Below are 16,160 nucleotides of genomic sequence, written 5' to 3'. Positions count from 1 at the left end.
GTCCTCGTCCGGGGTGCGCTCAGATGCCGTACGCCTTGCGCAGCAACGTGATCGGATGCGCGAAGGGCGGCGGCTCGACGCCTTTCGCGCCGATGCCCTCTTCGATATGGTGCCCCGCGAGCGCGCAATCGGACGACATGTAGTCGGGTGTCTGCTCCGCGATCGACTTGAACACCGGCGCGCCGATCTTCAGCGCCTGCGCGTGGAATTCCCGCTTCACGCCGAACGTGCCGGCGTGGCCCGAGCAACGCTCGATGACGTTCACCTTCGTGCCCGGCACGAGCGACAGCGCGTCAGCGGCCTTGCGCCCGATGTTCTGCACGCGCGAATGACACGGCACGTGATACGACACGACGCCGAGCTCATGCTCGAAATCGGTCTTCAGCAGCCCGTCGCGATGGCGCGCGATCACGTATTCGAACGGGTCCCAGAACGCGTCGGCGACCGCGCGCACATCGGGATCGTCGGGGAACATCAGCGGCAGCTCGCTCTTGTACATCAGCACGCAACTCGGAATCGCGCCGATCAGCGCATGGCCTTCCCGCGCGTAGCGGGCGAGCACGGGGATGTTCGCCGCCTTCTTCGCGGCGACGCCTTCGAGATTGCCCTGCTCGAGCAGCGGCATCCCGCAGCACGCCTCGCTCGCGACGAGTTCGTACGGGATGTCGTTATGCGCGAGCACCGCGAGCAGGTCGTGGCCGATGCCCGGCTCGTTGTAGTTCACGTAGCAGGTCGCGTAGATCGCGACGCGCCCCGGCGTGCGCTCGCCGTCGCGCGCTGGAGAGACGGACGAGCGCCGCGCGGCGCGACGGAACTTGCGCGACGCGAACGGCGGCAGCCACGCACGCCGGTCGACGCCGAACGTCGCCTCGAGCGCGCCGCGCAGCGCGGGCGTGCGGTTCGCCGCATTGACGGTTTGCGTGACGATCGGGATGCCGGCGAAATGGCCGAGCATGTCGGTATTCGACAGCAGCTTGTCGCGCAGCCTGACTTCGTTGCGCTTGTAGCGCGCGGCCTTCGCCCGCAGCATCAGATGCGGAAAATCGACGTTCCACGGATGCGGCGGCACGTACGGGCATTTCGTCATGTAGCAGAGGTCGCACAGGTAGCACTGGTCGACGACCTTGCCGAACGATTTCGGGTCCGCCGCATGGGCTTCGCCCGTATCGGTTTCATCGACGAGATCAAACAGCGTCGGAAACGCGCCGCATAGCGACACGCAGCGCCTGCAGCCGGCGCAAATGTCGAACACGCGGGTAATCTCGGCGTCGATCCCGGCCGGGTCGTAGAACGCTTCCGAACGCCAATCGAGCGGGTGCCGGGTCGGGGCCTCCAGACTGCCTTCTCGGTGGGACATGGGGCGGCTCCATCACGTTGCGCGCGGCCGCGCGCGTTGCGCCGGATCGCGCGGCCGCGTCCGGCTGGCCCGGCAGCGCTCGTGCGCGCGCGAACCGGCGAGCGCCGCGCTCAGTCGACGAGCCCGTCGAGCGCTTTCGTGTACCGGTTCGCGTGGCTGCGCTCCGCTTTCGCGAGCGTCTCGAACCAGTTCGCGATTTCTTCGAAGCCTTCGTCGCGCGCGGTCTTCGCCATGCCCGGGTACATGTCGGTGTACTCGTGCGTCTCGCCCGCGATCGCCGATTGCAGATTCTGGCGGGAAGTGCCGAACGGCAAACCCGTCGCCGGATCGCCGACTGCTTCCAGGTATTCGAGGTGGCCGTGCGCGTGGCCGGTTTCGCCTTCGGCGGTCGAGCGGAACAGCGCGGCGATGTCGTTCTGTCCCTCGACGTCCGCCTTCGATGCGAAATACAGGTAGCGGCGATTCGCCTGCGACTCGCCGGCGAACGCGTATTTCAGATTCTCTTCGGTCTTGCTGCCCTTGAGCTGTGCCATCTGCGCCTCCGTGTCCGACGCCGGCGCGCACGGCGCCGGGCCGGATGAACGATTGTGGGGAACGATGCGCAGCTCGGCTGCCGCCGCTGGGGCACCGTGCATTTCAATCTAGGCGCTCGCGCGCGACTCACCCAATAGGCTTTTTCAATGTCGCCGATAGCCGTCGCGGCGAGGCGGAAAGCCGCGAGGCGGGAAACGACGACGCGGGAAGCGGCCGAGGGCTGGCGCCGGCCGCGCCGCATCGGGCGCGGCGCGCGCGTGCCCATCGCGTCAGCGCGGCGACGCGGGCGCGAGCGGCCAGACGTCGCTGCCCTTCTCGCCCGCCGGCGCCGTCGCGCCCGGCAGCGCCTGCTTGTTGATCGATCGGCCGCGGTTGAAGTACTTCTCGAGCAGCGCATCGAGAATCGCCACGGTTTCGACATCCGGCACGCCGTCGTAGCGCGACGGCCGGAAGTGCATCTGGAACGCCGACACGACGTTGACGGTCTGCACGTCGAGCGTGCCCGTCTGCGGCGCATCGTAGCCGTACGCGAGCAGCTTCGACTGCAGACTTGCGACGTCCCCCGCGAACGGCCGGTTGGTCCGGTAGTAATCGACGGCCTCCGTCTCCGGCCATGCACCGATCTTGTATTGATCGTAGAGTTTCTTCCACGGGAACAGCGGCCCCGGATCGGTCTTGCGGCCAGGCGCGACGTCCGAGTGCCCGACGACCTTGTGCGGCAGCACCTGATGCCGCGCGACGACCTCGGCGGCGAGCGCGCCGAACACCGCGACCTGCGCGTCCGGATACGGATACCAGCGCCGGTTCATCAGCGGCAGGTTTTCGTCCTCCGGCGGAAAACCGAGATTGACGATCTCGATGCCAACCGAGCCCGCGTTGAGCATCCGGTCGCCCTGCCAGTAGCTAACGCCCGCGTGCCATGCGCGGCGCGCTTCCGGCACGAGTTCGAAGACCTTGAAGCGCTCGCCGCCGTCGGGCGCGTCGGGCACCAGATAGTGCGAGCTGACCTGCCGCTGCGGGCTCGTCAGCGAGGCGATCGAATCCGCGAGCGTCTGCGCGGTGTAATGCAGCACGAGCGTGCGCACCCGCGAATCCTGATTCGGCGACTGGATCGAGCGATCGATCGCGTAGCCCGCGCCCGGCGGCTGCGGCGCATCCTGCGCGTGCGCGGACGGCACGACGCCGTCGCCGTCGCCGCAGCCGGCAAGCGGCAACATCAGCATCCCCACCGGCCATGCCGACGAACGCGCGAGAAAACCGCGCCTGCCCTCGTTGATGATTTTCGCTTGTTGTTCTTCAGCCATACCCTCTTCCGTTCGAATCGTAACTTGCGATTGAGAATCGGCGCGATGCGCCGAGCGAGTAGGTTGCGCGATGACGCAACGCGCGAGCGTGGGAGTCGGCGGCGGCGCGCAAGTTCCGATTCGGAGTGCGATGGATTTTCGGGAAGCGGGAAAGCGCCGAGGCGGACGCGATGTTGCGGCGAGGGCGCGATGAAGAGGTGCAGCGTGTCGACGTTCCGCGTGAGCAGCCTGCGGCTTGCGGCTTGCGGCTTGCGGCTTGCGGCTTGCGGCTTGCGGCTTGCGGCTTGCGGCTTGCGGCTTGCGGCTTGCGGAAGGCTATGTCAATCGGCTCGCTGCGCATCGAAATCAAGCCGCGTCATTCCATCGGATCGCGAAGGCCGGCCACGGCTCCCGCGCTCGTTGCCTGCCCGATCGACGGATAGGGACGCGCATGTCGCGCTGCGGCCCAAAGCATGTCGATAACGCAATGCGCCCTATGGCGTCACGCGCGCCGCACATCGTGCATCGCGTGCCATGCGTCGCGCATCATCCGAACACCGCGCATTCCGCCCGCGATCCTCCGTCGACGGCCGACGGCGCGCGCGCCAACACGCGCGCCGCCTCACCGCTGCATCGCGCGCGCAAGCAGCATCTCGCGCTCGCGCGCATTGAGCGTCATGTCGGCCGCGCGCCTGAACTCGGCCTGCGCCTCGTCGCGCCGCCCGAGCTTCGCGAGCAGATCGCCTCGCACGCTCGGCAGCCAGTGATAACGCGCGAGCGCGGGATCGGCCGCGAGCGCGTCGACGATCTCGAGCCCCGCGGCCGGCCCGAACGCCATGCCGACCGCGACCGCGCGATTCAGCTCGACGACGGGCGAAGGCGCGACCTGCGCGAGCGCGTCGTAGAGCGCGACGATCTGCTCCCAGTCCGTGTCGTCGGCGCTGCGCGCGCGTGCGTGGCACGCGGCGAGCGCGGCCTGCAGCGCATACGGCCCGCTCGCGCCGCCGAGCGCCTCCGAACGCGCGAGCGCGGCGAGCCCGCGCCGGATCAGCAGCGGGTCCCAGCGGCTGCGGTCCTGATCGAGCAGCAGCACGGGACGCCCTTGCGCGTCGACGCGCGCGTGCATCCGCGACGCCTGGATCTCCATCAGCGCGACGAGCCCGTGCACCTCGCTCTCGTCGGGCGCGAGCCCGGCGAGCACGCGCCCGAGCCGCAGCGCTTCGTCGGTCAGAGCGGGACGCATCCAGTCGTCGCCCGCCGTCGCCGAATGGCCTTCGTTGAAGATCAGATAAATCACTTCGAGCACCGAAGCAAGCCGCGCCGCGCGCTCCGGCGCGCGCGGCACCTCGAACGGCACCTTCGCCGCCGACAGCGTGCGCTTCGCGCGCACGATCCGCTGCGCGATCGTCGGCTCGGGCGTGAGAAACGCGCGCGCGATCTCGCCCGTCGTCAGCCCGCCGAGCAGCCGCAGCGTCAGTGCCACGCGCGCGTCGGTCGACAGCACCGGATGGCACGCGGTGAACACGAGCCTCAGCAGATCGTCGCCGATGTCGTCGTCGCGCGCCGCCTCGAACACATCGGCGACGTCCGGCGCGACGTGCGCGCCGAGCGCATCAAGATCGAGGCCGATCTGCTCGCGCTTGCGCGCATGCAGCACGTTCTGCCGCAGATGATCGAGCGCGCGGCGCTTCGCGGCCGTCATCAGCCACGCGCCCGGATTCTCCGGTACGCCGTCGCTCGGCCAGTGCTCGAGGGCCGCGACGAGCGCGTCCTGCGCGAGTTCCTCGGCCACGCCGACGTCGCGCACGAGCCGCGCGACATGCGCGATGATTCTCGCGGCCTCGATCCGCCAGACGGCGTCGATCGCGCGATGGACGACGGCGTCCGTCATGCGCGCCCTTCGGCAAGCGCCTTCAGGTTCGCGAGCCCCGCGGAGAAGTCCGCGCCGACCATCTTGTCGATGCTGAAAAACACCTGAATCAGCTTCGACGGAAACGGCGACGGCCCATGCATCGCCCACGTGACGACCGTCGCGTCGCCGTCCGGGCGCAGCGTGAATTCGGCGACGTTGTGCGCATCGAACGGCTTCACGAAATCGAGCCGCATCGTCACGCGCGACGGCTCGGCGAGTTCGGTGATTTCGAAGCGGCCGACGCCAGCCTTCTCGCTCGTCCACGCATCGCTCGCGCCGACGCCCGATGTCAGCGCGCCGTACTCGCCGCGCAGCGCCGGGTCCTTGCGCTCGTACGGACTCCACGCGTTGAAGCGGCGCAGGTCCGCCAGGTAGGGAAAGATGCGCGCGGCGCTCGCATCGATCCGCGCGCGGCGCTCGACGCGAAACGTGCCCGGACGCGACGCCGCATACAGCATCAGCAGCAGCGCGAGCGCAGCCGCCACGGCGCCCGCGCTCACCACGATCTGGCTCATTGCCGTCTCCTGTCGCGCTCGTCAGCCGAGCTTGCTCTCGAGTTCGCGAAACCGCTCGACCGCATCGCCCGGCTCGAAATCGTCGAGCTCGAACAGTTGCCGCACCTCGATCTCGCCGTCCTCGTGCTCGCCGAACGGCGCGGGAAAGCGGCGGGTCCATTCGAGCGCCTCGTCGCGCGAGCGCACCTGGATCAACGTGTAGCCGGCGATCAGTTCCTTCGTTTCGGCGAACGGACCGTCGACGACGGCACGCCTGCCGCCCGAGTAGCGCACGCGCCAGCCCTTCAACGACGGTTGCAGGCCGGACGCATCGAGCAGCACGCCCGCCTTCGCCAGCTCTTCGTGATAAGTCGCCATCGCGGCGATCAACGACTCGTCTGGCATCGCGCCCGACTCGCTCGTCGCATTGGCCTTCACCATGATCATGAAACGCATCGCTTTCTCCTTTCGCGGATGGCAGGACGCGCGATCCGGCGTCCTGCCACAACGACGTGCGGCACGATCCCCGCTCGACACGCGGCGCGCGAAATCAGGGGAAACCCCTACCCAAACCGGGCGCGCGATGCCCGGCGGCCGCCGGTCGCGTCGATTCGCGAGCGGTTACCGGAAGCACGGCCCGATCTCGCGAACCTCCACCGAGCACCATTCGGCGGCGGGGCAATCCTTCGCGATCGCAAGCGCCTCGCCTTGCGTCCCGACGTCGAGCAGGAAGAAGCCGCCCACCATTTCCTTCGCCTCGGCGTACGGCCCGTCGACGAGGCGCACCTCGCCGTTGCGCACCTGCACGCGCGTCGATTTGTCGTCGGACACGAGCGATTCGGCGCCGATCAGCACGCCGCGCGACTGAAGCTCGCCGGCAAAGTGACGCATCCGCTCGTACAGCGCCTCGCCCTCGGCTTGCGTACGAGCCGCGCGTTGGCCCCGCGGCTCGACGATCAACAACATATAGCTCATTTGCGTCACCTCCTATGACGACGCCTTCCCGATCTGCACGATGCAACCACGTCGCGCCGCCGATCGCGGAACGGCTGCGCCTCCATTTTGAGCGGGCGGCGGGCGGCGGTCCATCGGAATCGGCGACCGCGCGAGCGTCGCGAGGCCGCGCGGCCGCTCGCACGGAATTACGCGCGAACTGCGCGCGAGCGCGTCCGGCGCGGGCCGTGGAAACGGTTCAGTCACGCGCCGCTCGATCCGCCTCGATGATGCGCTGCCGGCTCGGCCTAAAAAACCTGGCCAGATTACAGATTCACATCTATTTTTTACGCGAAACTGTCAACATGCGCCACTAAGCTTTCAGGATTCCCACGTAAAGGATCGTCCTCATGCGCACTCCGTCCCCTCTGCTCGCCTTGCTGTCGCTCCTGTCCGCCGCCGCTCCCGCGTTCGCGGCCACCGCCGCCCCCGTCAGCGCGAACTGCGGCGGCAGCGCGACGCCGATCGCCGAAATCCAGGGGGCCAGCTCGCCTTCTCCGCTCGCCGGCCAGAACGTGTCGATCGAAGCCGTCGTCACGGCCGATTTCGGCGGCGCCGACGGCTTCGGCGGCTTCTTCGTCCAGCAGGCCGATCCGCAGCGCCGCAACCAGCCCGGCGTGTCCGAGGGGCTGTTCGTCTACTCGCCGAAAGCGCGCGCGCAAGCGGGCGACCTCGTGCACGTGACGGGCAAGGTCGAAGAAAAATATGGGCAGACGCAGCTCACGCTGTCGGGCGCCGTCGCGGTCTGCGCGAGCGGCCAGTCGGTCACGCCCGCGACGCTCGCGCTGCCCGTCGACAGCCCAAGCGCGTTCGCCGCGTACGAAGGCATGCTCGTGCGGCTGCCGCAGACGCTGACCGTCACCGAGGTCTACGAGCTCGGCCGCTACGGCAGCGTGCTGCTCAGCAACGGGCGTCTGCGCACGCCGACGAGCGTCGTGCCGCCCGCGCAGGCGAAGACGGTGGCCGACGCGAACGCGCGCAACCGGCTGATCCTCGACGACGGCTCGAACAAGCAGAACCCCGCGGCCGTCCCGTACCCGGCGCCGGCGCTCTCCGCCTCGAACACGCTGCGCGCGGGCTACACGGTGGCCAACGTCGAAGGCGTGCTCGAGATGCGCTACGGCGCATGGCGCCTGCAACCGGTGCCGGGCGCGCGCGCACCTTCGTTCGGTACGAGCGCGAATCCGCGCACGGCCGCACCCGCACGCGATTCGCGTGCGAACCTGCGAGTCGCTTCGTTCAACGTACTGAACTACTTCAACGGCGACGGCACGGGCGGCGGCTTCGACGATCCGAACAACCGCGGCGCGAAGAGCGATGAGGAGTTCGCCCGGCAGGACGCGAAGATCGTCAGCGCGCTGAAGGCGCTCGATGCCGACGTGATCGGCCTGATGGAAATCGAGAATGACGGCTACGGCCCGCTCAGCGCGGTGCGCCAGCTCGCGGCGAAGCTCGGCGACAGCTGGCGCGTCGTCGATCCGGGCAGCGCGCGGCTCGGCGGCGACGCGATCGCGGTCGCGCTGATTTACGACAGCCGCAAGGTAAAGCCGGTCGGCAACGCGGCGACGCTCGCGATCGACGACAAGAACCGCCAGCCGATCGCGCAGACGTTCCAGCCGTTCGGCGGCTCGCGCGCGGTGACGGTCGCCGTGAATCACCTGAAATCGAAAAACTGCCCGAATGCGACGGGCGACGATCTCGACCAGGGCGACGGCCAGGGCTGCTGGAACGCGACGCGCTCGCGTGCGGCGGCGAAGGTCGCGGACTGGCTCGCGCGCAATCCGACCGGCGCGCACAGCGAAGGCGTGCTGCTGATCGGCGACCTCAACAGCTACACGTACGAGGACCCGGTTCGCACGCTCGAATCGCGCGGCTACGTGAATCTCGTGTCGAGCAAGATCGGCGCACCCGCGTACAGCTATGTTTACAACGGCGAGGCCGGCTACCTCGACCACGCGCTCGCGACGAACGCGCTCGCATGGCGCGTGAAGGCGGTGCACGACTGGCACATCAACGCTGACGAGCCGATCGCCCTGCAATACACGCTCGCGTACAAGACGGCCGAGCAGCAGCGCACGTATTACGCGCCCGACGCGTATCGCTCGTCCGATCACGATCCGGTGCTGATCGACATCGCGCTCGCCGACGAATATGCGGCCGCGGCGTCGCGCCGCGGCGCGGAGATGGCTGCCGCGCACAGCCGTCGCCCGTTGCGATGACGCGCCCGGCGGCGCGTCGCGCGCCGATGCGCCGCGAGCCGTGCACCGTGAGCCATGCGCCGCGCGAGAGGCGACGTGTGGCGCATGAGCCGTCACGCACGACGCGCCGCGCCGCGCGCGATGCCTGACGACTCACCCATGCCGGGCGTTCGCTGATGCGACGTCCGGCATCGGGCGCGTGCACCGTCGGCTGCGCGCCCCTCGTCGATCGCCCGCGAAGCAAAGCCGGCTCCAGGCCGCTTCGCCACGATGTGGAAAACGGCCAAGCGAGACGCGAAGAAAATGAAGCAATCGAAAAAAGGCGTGCCGCCCGTCGGAGCGTGAGGGACGTCATATTGACCGAACGCCGACGCAACGAAACGTAAAAAATTCCGCCGTCGATTCGAGCACGCGGCCGCGCCTGCGTCGGCCCGCCACACAAACTGTTGCATTTTCCGCCGAGCCAAGCCCCGCAAAGGCTTTGGCCCCGCCACGGTGGCTTGCCGCCACCGCCGCGTGAAACTCAGGGCCTGATAACGGATCACATCAGGGCAGCATCCATACATTTTCCCTTCAACGATCAGGAGAACGACCATCATGGCTCTTACCGACACCGTCGAATACAAGCTCGATCGCGGCCTCTCCGAAGCACGACGCGCAGGCCACCGGTTCGCGCGCGATGCGCGTTCCGCGGCGCGCGACCTGAACGGCGAGGTGAAGGACAACATGCGCTCGCTCGTCGACGAGCTCGACGCGCTGCTGAAGGAGGACGTCGACGCCGACGCGCTCCGCAAGCGCCTGCGCGGGCGGCTCGAAGCCGCGCGCGACACGCTCGACGACGCGTCGTGGCACGCGTCGCGCCGGTTGCGGCGATCGGCCGAGCGCGTGACGCAGGCCGTCCACGACAACCCGTGGCAGGCGGCCGGCATCGTCGCCGGCCTCGCGTTCGCGGCGGGCATCCTCCTTGCGCGTCGATAAGCGCGGCGCTCACGCCCGACGTTCAACCATCAAGATGGAGGAAGCATCATGCGCAAGACTCTCGTCATGAAGGTCGCGATCGCGACCGCGCTCGGCGGCCTGGCGCTCGCAGGCTGCACCACCACGCCCGACAAGCCGTCGACCGCGGCGTCCAATGCGTCGACCCGCGAAGCGATCGATGCGAACGTGAACGCGACGCTCACGCGCCTCTACTCGACGGTGCCGGGCTCGCGCGAACTCGTCGCGAAGTCGCGCGGCGTGCTCGTGTTCCCGAACGTGCTGCAGGCGGGCTTCATCGTCGGCGCTCAAAGCGGCAACGGCGCGCTGCGCGTCGGCGGCGCGACGCTCGGCTACTACAACACGTCGTCTCTGTCGGTCGGCCTGCAGGCGGGCGCGCAATCGAAGGCGCTGATCTTCCTGTTCATGACGCAGGACGCGCTCGACAGGTTCCGCGGCTCGGAAGGCTGGGCCGCCGGCGCCGACGCGTCGGTCGCGCTCGTCAAGATGGGCGCGAACGGCGCGGTCGACACGTCGACGGCGACCGCGCCGGTCGAGGTCATCGTGCTGACCAACGCCGGCCTGATGGGCGATCTGTCGGTCAACGGCACGAAGGTCACGCGCCTGAAGCTCTGACCTGAAACGCCGGCGGAAGCGGCGCGGCGCCTCGCGCGTGCGCGCCGCCTGCGCCGCGCGCCGCGGTTCCCCATCGCGGCATTTTCGATCGCAGCCCGAACGACATGCGCTCGGGGCGAGGCAACGCACGGTCGCCGCGCCGCACGCGTCAGGCATAATCGCTGCGTCACGGCGGGCCGCCGCGGCGCGGCTTGCCCGTCCGATCAACCATCCTCCCCCGAGCACATCATGGATAGCGGGAACGATCACCAAAAATTCTTTCACCTGCTGCTTCTCGTCGTCACCGTCGGTCTTTGCTGGATATTGACGCCGTTCTTCGGCGCGATCTTCTGGGGGACCATTCTCGCGATCCTGTTCCAGCCCGTGCAGCGCTGGCTCGCCGCACGCTTGGGCAAGCGCCGCAATCTCGCCGCGCTCGTCACGCTGACGCTCATCATCCTGATCGTGATCCTGCCGCTCGCGTTCGTGACCGCGACGCTCGTGCAGGAAATCGCGTACGCGTATCAGCAGATCAAGACGATGCAGCCGAACATGACGCAGTACTTCCAGGAGTTCATGCACGCGCTGCCAACGTCCGTGCATCGCGTGCTGCACAACTACGGGCTCACCGACATCGCGGGCATCCAGAAGAAGCTGACCGACGGCGCGGCCGCGATCAGCCAGTTCGTCGCCGCACAGGCGCTCAGCATCGGGCAAAACACGTTCCAGTTCGTCGTGAGCTTCGGCGTGATGCTGTATCTCGTGTTCTTCCTGCTGCGCGACGGCGGCGAGATCGGCCGCCGCGTGCGGCGCGCGCTGCCGCTCGACGAGGAGCACAAGCAGCATCTGCTGACGAAGTTCACGACCGTCGTGCGCGCGACCGTCAAGGGCAACATCGCGGTCGCGGCCGTGCAGGGCGCGCTCGGCGGGCTGATCTTCTGGATTCTCGGAATCGAGGGCGTGATTCTGTGGGGCGCGCTGATGGCGTTCCTGTCGCTGTTGCCCGCGATCGGCGCGGGCCTCGTCTGGGTGCCGGCCGCCGGCTATTTCGCGGTGACCGGACAGGTCTGGAAATGCGTGATCCTCGTCGCGTTCTGCGTCGGCGTGATCGGGCTCGTCGACAATCTGCTGCGGCCGATCCTCGTCGGCAAGGACACGAAGATGCCCGACTGGGTCGTGCTGATCTCGACGCTCGGCGGCATGGCGCTGTTCGGAATCAACGGCTTCGTGATCGGCCCGCTTGTCGCTGCGCTGTTCATGGCGAGCTGGGACATCTTCGCGCGCACCGAGCAAACCGACTGGGAATGACCCGCCGCCGGCGCGCATTCTTCCGGATGCCGAATGAAACCCGGCCCTCTCAGGCCGGGTTTTGCTTTGGCGATGGCCGCACCGTCTCGTTCCCGCGGCGGCCAGCGGGGCGATCGTGCACGCAGCGCGCCTGCTCACGCGATGCGCGGCCCTCCGCGTCGCGCCGCGCGAAGCGTCACCGGCGCATCGCGCCGCTTACTCGAAGCTGAAGCGCAGATCCTTGACGATCGGCTCCTTGCCCCAGTTGAACGAGCACACGCGCCCGGTTTCGAGGCTCACCGCATCCGCGCCCTTGCCCTGCGTCTCGCTGACGGGCGCGCAACCGCCCGAAATCGTCACGGTGGGCGTGCCCTGCTTCGACAGCGGAAACTCGATCACGCCGTCCTCCGGCACCGTGTGCGTGAGCGCGATCTTCTCGACGTAATCGTCGGGCAGCATGAAGATCGGCGAATCGTCGACCCACAGCGTGTAGTAATCGTGCTTGAACGGCGTCTGCTCGACGCACATCTTCGACGTATGCGCGCCGAGCTTCTGGGTCTGGCACAACGGCGCGGCAACGCAGGCCGAGCCTGCGACGAGCAGCGGCACGAGGGCCGCCCAGCTTTTCTGGATTGTTCTTTTCATTTTCGACTCGAAAAGGATTGGCGGAAGGTGGTCATGCCGGTTCGCACGACGCCGCGTGCGCTCTCAGGGCCGTACGCGGCGATCGCTATCTTACAAACGATCGTCAGCAAACAGAAGAGGCGGGCGAACGCGCCCGCGCCGCGCGCTCAGAACGTCGTGCGCATGCCGACCGTCACGCTGCGCCCGCCCTGCGGCGCGATGTTGCGCACGACTGAGCTCGCATAGCGGATATCCTGGTTGGTCAGGTTGTCGCCGCGCAGGTACGCGAGCCAGTTCGTCGCGCCGACGCGGAACTTGTACGTCAGCACGACGCCGAGCGACGTATAGCCGTCGGTCGCCAGATCGTTTTCCGGCACGCGATGCTGCGCCCACGCATGCGTGAGCTGCGCGCGCGCGCCGAACGGACCGTAGCCGTAATCGGCCGCGAGCGTCGCGCGCAGCGGCGCGATCCGCGGCAGCGGCTCGCCCGTGTCCGCGTTGCGCGCATGCGTGTAGTCGGCGCCCAGCTCCAGATCGATGCGATGCCCGCGCTTCTCGAACGCGCGCCACTTGCCCTCGAGCTCGACGCCGTAGAACTCCGCGCGCACGCCGCGATAGACGGCCTCGCGCAGCGTCTCGTCGCCCCCCGGGGCCACGGGCGCGCCTTCGTCGTCGACGAGCCGCCCGGTGTCGTATTCGGCGAGGTAGTTCCGCAAGCGGCTGTAGAACACGCCGACGCTGCCGCGGTTCGGCCCGTTCGCGTAGCGCAGCGCGAGATCGGTCGACACCGCCTTCTCCTTCCGCGCATCCGGCAGGCCGATCAGGTATTGCCCCGTCGCGCCGTGCGGACCGTTCGCGTACAGTTCGTAGAACGTCGGCGCGCGCTCCGTGTACGACACGTTGCCCGCGACCGACCACGCGGGCGCGAGCTGGTACAGCGCGCCCGCCGACACGCTGCCCGCATTGAAATCGCGTGAGCGCGCGACGCCAAACTTATCGTCCCCGTTCGCGCTCGGGTCGAGCCGCACGTGCTCGATCCGAGCGCCGGCGGACAGCTTCAGTGCATCGGTCGCCTGCCATTCCTCGAGGCCGAACAATGCGACGCTCGTCGTGCGCGTCGTCGGCGCGAGCGCCTCGCCGCCAAGCGCGGAAAACGTGTTCTGGCCGACCTGCACGCCCAGCGCGCCTTCGAACGGGCCGAGCTTGCGGTGGCGCGCCTCGACGCGCGCCTCGTAGCCGTGGTTGCGAAACGTCGTGCCGGTCACGCCGTCCTCGATTTCCCGGTGCAGATAGTTCGTGTAGCCGAAGTCGAATTTCAGCTGCGAGAACGGCCCGCGCAGATTGCGCGCCTCCGACGCGATCGCGACGCGCTCCTGCCGCATCCGCAGCCGCGCATCGGTTTCGGCGACCGAGCCGTAGTTCGATTCGTAGCCGCTGTACGACGCGCCGACGTAGCCGTCGGCCCACGTGTACGAGCCGCCCGCCGCGCCGCCGTAACGGCGGCCGTCGCTGTTCGGCAGCTTGCCGTACGGCTCGCTCGCGTCCTCGCCGTCGCGCGCGCGCTGGCGCGCCGAGTGCGCATAGCCGGGTATGCGCAACTCGTCGGTCTCGCGGCCGAACGCGTCGAGATGGAACGCGAAGCGGCCGTTGCCGCCTTCCACGAGCGCCGCCCCCGCGCGCGCGTTGTTCGCGCCGCCGTAGCTCGCGTCGAGCGCACCCGTGACGCCCGTGACCGCTTCGCGCGGAATCCGGTTGTCGATCGTGTTGACGACGCCGCCGACCGCATTGCCGCCGTACAGCAGCGCGGCCGGCCCGCGCACGATCTCGACGCGCTCGACGCTCAGCGGGTCCTGCGGCACCGCGTGATCGTACGACAGCGACGATGCGTCGTATGCGGCGACGCCGTTCTGCAAAAGCCGGATGCGGTCGCCGTCCATCCCGCGGATGATCGGGCGGCCGACGAGCGGACCGTAGGTCGTCGTCGACACGCCGGGCAAGCCGTTCAGCATATCGCCGAGCGAATCGGCGCGGCGCAGCGTCAACGCGTCGCCGGACAGCGACGCCGTCGGCGACGTGAGCGCCGATGCGCCGAGCGGGTTCGCGGTCACGAAGATCGGCGCGAGCGCCGTCGCTGGCGGCGCGCTCGACGGGCGGCCGGCTGGCTCGCCCGTCTCGCCGTGCGCAAGGCTCGCGGCGAGCAGCAACGACAAGGGATGCAGCCTGCGGGCGGAAGGCGGCGCGATACGTCGGTGGTGATCCATTGCGGTAATCGGTGCGGTGTTCTCGGGGTGGACGGAATCACGGGCCGAATCGCGCGCCGACAACGAAACGATATAACGTATCAATCTCGGCGCGCATCGAGGCCCGTGGCGAAGCGCATCGACGGCCCGCTCGACGGGCGCACGCGTGTGCGTCCGGTTCGGGTCGGTTCGCGATGAATATTGATATGTTATATCATTTCAAATCATGTAACAAATTGCTTACGGTCGACGTTGGCTCCGGCTTCCGCCCTCGCCGCCATCCGGGCCGCACGCATCGGCGTGATATCGTCGTGCGCTCGCAAACCGACAGAGTCCTTTCAGTTTCACGCATGCATCCTCTCCGATCGATCCTCCCGCTGGCCCTGCTGACGGCCGTCGGGCTCCTCGCCACCGACCTTTATCTCCCCGCCGTGCCGTCGCTGCCGCAGCAGCTCGGCGGCTCGATCGAAAGCGCGCAGGCAACGCTCGCCGCGTTCTCGGCCGCGCTCGCCGTGTCTCAGCTCGTCTGGGGCGCCGCCGCCGACCGCTTCGGGCATCGCCGCACGCTCGCGTTCGCGGTGCTGCTGCAACTCGCGGCGGGCGCCGCGTGCGCGCTCGCGCCGTCGATGGGCGCACTGATCGGCGCGCGCGTCGCGCAAGGCTTCGGGGCCGGCGCGGCGACGGTCATCGTCCCCGCGCTCGTCCGGCAGTCGTTCGGCGACGGCGGCGCGGTACGCGCGCTCGCATGGCTCGGCATCGTCGAAAGCGCTGTGCCGGGACTCGCGCCCGTCGCCGGCGCGGCGCTTCTCGTCGTCGCCGATTGGCGGATGAGCTTCTGGATCATCGTCGCGCTATCCGTCGTCACGGCGCCGCTCGCGTTCCGCGTGATTCCCGCGGCCCGCGCGATGCGCCCGCGCACGCCCGCGCGCGCAGGCGGCTATCGACGGCTGCTGCGCTCGCCCGGCTACCTCGGCTACGCGCTCGGTCACGCGCTCTGCTTCGCCGCGCTGCTCGCGTTCGTGGCGAGCGCGCCGCAGGTCGTCGAGATCTGGCTCGGCGCGGGGCCGTCGACGTTCAGCCTGATGCAGGCGTGCGGCGTCGCCGCGTTCATGCTGACCGCCGCGCGCAGCGGCAAATGGTCCGATGCGCTCGGCCTCGACCGGATCATCTCGCTCGGCGCGCTGCTGCAGTTCGCGGCGTCGGCCGCGTTCCTGCTGCTCGCGTACGCCGATTGGCGCTCGACGGCGCTCGTCGTCGCCACGTGGATGCTGTTCTGCGGTTCGCTCGGCTTGCGCGGGCCGGCATCGATGGCGCGCGCGCTCGCGGCCGAGCCCGCCGTCGCGGGACGCGCGGCCGGATTGCTGATGTTCTTCGGGCTCGGCGGCGCGGCGCTCGCGACGCAAGCCGTCGCGCCGTTCCTGCATCTCGGGCTCGCGCCTGTCGCGTGGATGTGCGCGGGCTTCACGCTCGCGAGCGGCGCCGTCGTGCTGTGGGCAATCGCGATGCGCGACAGGCATCGCGCGCCGGCGACGGAGGTTGCGTAAGCCGGCCGGGGCGAGCGTGCGGCGCATGTACTCGCGCATTCGCCGATGCGATCGCGCATACCCGCGCGCGCAGGGACGGCAACACGCTCGCATTCGGCCAATGC

Annotated in this window: 15 protein-coding genes; 5 read left to right on the top strand and 10 right to left on the bottom strand. The window is 68.9% G+C overall.

Translation table 11 applies throughout. From position 1 onward, the window contains the following. Positions 1-19: 19 nt before the first annotated feature. The 7 genes from BTH_RS02815 to BTH_RS02785 all read right to left on the bottom strand — a co-directional run bounded on the left by BTH_RS02815 (position 20) and on the right by BTH_RS02785 (position 6,555). Positions 20-1,357: a heterodisulfide reductase-related iron-sulfur binding cluster gene (locus BTH_RS02815; RefSeq protein ID WP_009895594.1), complete on the bottom strand. Its 1,338-nt coding sequence runs from the start codon at positions 1,355-1,357 to the stop codon at positions 20-22. 110 nt (positions 1,358-1,467) lie between these two features. Then, positions 1,468-1,890, bottom strand: a complete 423-nt coding sequence (locus tag BTH_RS02810; protein ID WP_004190903.1) for a rubrerythrin family protein — start codon at positions 1,888-1,890, stop codon at positions 1,468-1,470. A gap of 270 nt (positions 1,891-2,160) precedes the next feature. After that, the gene (locus BTH_RS02805; protein WP_009895576.1) at positions 2,161-3,195 is read right to left on the bottom strand and encodes an N-acetylmuramoyl-L-alanine amidase; all 1,035 of its coding nucleotides are present in this window, start codon (positions 3,193-3,195) and stop codon (positions 2,161-2,163) included. 601 nt (positions 3,196-3,796) lie between these two features. Next, positions 3,797-5,065, bottom strand: a complete 1,269-nt coding sequence (locus BTH_RS02800) for an RNA polymerase sigma factor (protein WP_009895575.1) — start codon at positions 5,063-5,065, stop codon at positions 3,797-3,799. Further along, positions 5,062-5,601 carry an SRPBCC family protein gene (locus BTH_RS02795; protein ID WP_009895573.1) on the bottom strand — a complete coding sequence of 180 codons (540 nt, stop codon included), beginning with the start codon at positions 5,599-5,601 and terminating at the stop codon, positions 5,062-5,064. The genes BTH_RS02800 and BTH_RS02795 overlap by 4 nt, the downstream gene beginning before the upstream one ends. 21 nt (positions 5,602-5,622) lie before the next feature. Beyond that, positions 5,623-6,036: a YciI family protein gene (locus BTH_RS02790; protein ID WP_009895572.1), complete on the bottom strand. Its 414-nt coding sequence runs from the start codon at positions 6,034-6,036 to the stop codon at positions 5,623-5,625. Positions 6,037-6,201: 165 nt separating this feature from the next. Then, entirely contained in the window at positions 6,202-6,555 is a 354-nt protein-coding gene (locus BTH_RS02785; RefSeq protein ID WP_009895571.1) for a YciI family protein, read from the bottom strand. A gap of 368 nt (positions 6,556-6,923) precedes the next feature. Between BTH_RS02785 and BTH_RS02780 the strand changes: the two genes are divergently transcribed. Beyond that, complete coding sequence (locus BTH_RS02780; protein ID WP_011400938.1) at positions 6,924-8,792, top strand: ExeM/NucH family extracellular endonuclease; 1,869 nt, start codon at positions 6,924-6,926, stop codon at positions 8,790-8,792. Positions 8,793-8,884: 92 nt separating this feature from the next. Here the strand turns inward: BTH_RS02780 and BTH_RS34755 are convergent, their stop codons facing one another. Beyond that, positions 8,885-9,370 (bottom strand): hypothetical protein, encoded by a 486-nt coding sequence (locus BTH_RS34755; protein ID WP_190275332.1) that lies wholly within the window; start codon positions 9,368-9,370, stop codon positions 8,885-8,887. Between BTH_RS34755 and BTH_RS02775 the strand changes: the two genes are divergently transcribed. The 3 genes from BTH_RS02775 (at position 9,369) to BTH_RS02765 (ending at position 11,669) form a co-directional block, all read left to right on the top strand. Beyond that, positions 9,369-9,749 carry a DUF883 family protein gene (locus tag BTH_RS02775; RefSeq protein WP_009895568.1) on the top strand — a complete coding sequence of 127 codons (381 nt, stop codon included), beginning with the start codon at positions 9,369-9,371 and terminating at the stop codon, positions 9,747-9,749. The genes BTH_RS34755 and BTH_RS02775 overlap by 2 nt on opposite strands. A gap of 48 nt (positions 9,750-9,797) precedes the next feature. Next, positions 9,798-10,382, top strand: a complete 585-nt coding sequence (locus BTH_RS02770; RefSeq protein ID WP_009895567.1) for a BPSL1445 family SYLF domain-containing lipoprotein — start codon at positions 9,798-9,800, stop codon at positions 10,380-10,382. 228 nt (positions 10,383-10,610) lie between these two features. Next, positions 10,611-11,669 (top strand): AI-2E family transporter, encoded by a 1,059-nt coding sequence (locus BTH_RS02765; RefSeq protein ID WP_009895565.1) that lies wholly within the window; start codon positions 10,611-10,613, stop codon positions 11,667-11,669. 195 nt (positions 11,670-11,864) lie between these two features. Here BTH_RS02765 and BTH_RS02760 read toward each other — a convergent pair whose 3' ends face one another. After that, entirely contained in the window at positions 11,865-12,293 is a 429-nt protein-coding gene (locus BTH_RS02760; RefSeq protein ID WP_009895562.1) for a hypothetical protein, read from the bottom strand. Positions 12,294-12,439: 146 nt separating this feature from the next. Further along, complete coding sequence (locus BTH_RS02755; RefSeq protein ID WP_009907268.1) at positions 12,440-14,533, bottom strand: TonB-dependent receptor; 2,094 nt, start codon at positions 14,531-14,533, stop codon at positions 12,440-12,442. A 329-nt stretch (positions 14,534-14,862) separates the two neighbouring features. On the opposite strand from BTH_RS02755, the gene BTH_RS02750 reads away from it, so the two are divergent. Next, a complete protein-coding gene (locus BTH_RS02750; RefSeq protein ID WP_009895559.1) occupies positions 14,863-16,056 on the top strand; it encodes an MFS transporter in 1,194 nt (397 codons plus the stop codon). Positions 16,057-16,160: the final 104 nt, after the last annotated feature.

This window comes from Burkholderia thailandensis E264 (genome assembly GCF_000012365.1).
Lineage (GTDB): Bacteria > Pseudomonadota > Gammaproteobacteria > Burkholderiales > Burkholderiaceae > Burkholderia > Burkholderia thailandensis.
The sequence above is the reverse complement of the archived record's forward strand: the minus strand, read 5'-3'. Positions and strand labels throughout refer to the sequence as shown.